General features: G+C 60.1%; 1 pseudogene. It reads right to left on the reverse strand.

Annotation, left to right across the window (positions count from 1 at the left end):
* Nucleotides 1–708 (reverse strand): annotated as a pseudogene (locus EVC45_RS44945) (IS5 family transposase); the annotation flags it as partial.
* Nucleotides 709–795: the final 87 nt, after the last annotated feature.

Consider the following 795-nt stretch of genomic DNA (forward strand, 5'->3'; position numbering starts at 1 on the left):
GACGGAAGTTGTGAAGCCACGCATGCGTACGTTCGACAACCCAGCGGAATTTGCCCAGACCACTGCCGTGTTCTGTCCGGCGCTTGGCGATCACCGGCTTGATGGCGCGCTCGCGAAGTTTCTGGCGATGCGCCTCGGAGTCATAGCCACGGTCTGCATAGATGACCTTGGGCTTCTGAAGCGGCCGGCCACGTACGCCGCGAATCGGTGGAATGGCGTCAAGCAGCGGCAGCAGCTGGGTGACGTCGTTGCGATTCGCGCCAGTGAGGATCGCGCTGACAGGAACGCCATTGGCGTCTACGAGAATGTGGTGCTTGGAACCTGGTCGCGCGCGATCCGTGGGGTTCGGACCAGTTTTTCGCCCGCCCCAACAGCTCGCACAGATGAAGAGTCGACGGCTGCTCGTGAGAAATCGAGTTCGCCTGCCTCGCGTAACTTCGCCAGCAGTAGCTCGTGCAATCGCTTCCACACGCCGGCCTTCTGCCAGTCGCGCAACCGTCGCCAGCAGGTTGACCCCGATCCAAATCCCAATTTGGTCGACAGGTCCCGCCAGCGGATACCGGTCTTGAGCACGAACAGAATGCCGTTCAGTGCAGCTCGGTTCGCAACCGGCAACCGGCCTGGATACTTCTTGCGCCGGGGTTTGGGCGAAGGCAGCAATGGCTCGATCAGTGTCCACAGTTCGTCATCAACAATCGGCGCGCCCATCCTTGGTTCCAGTTGTTCAGGTGGCCAAGGTTAACAGCTTGCCGAGAAGGTTAACAGCCCCCAACGGGTCTTTTTGATTCAGTCTCT

Origin of the sequence: Paraburkholderia sp. UYCP14C (genome assembly GCF_004197395.1) — a bacterium.
Taxonomy (GTDB): Bacteria; Pseudomonadota; Gammaproteobacteria; order Burkholderiales; family Burkholderiaceae; genus Paraburkholderia.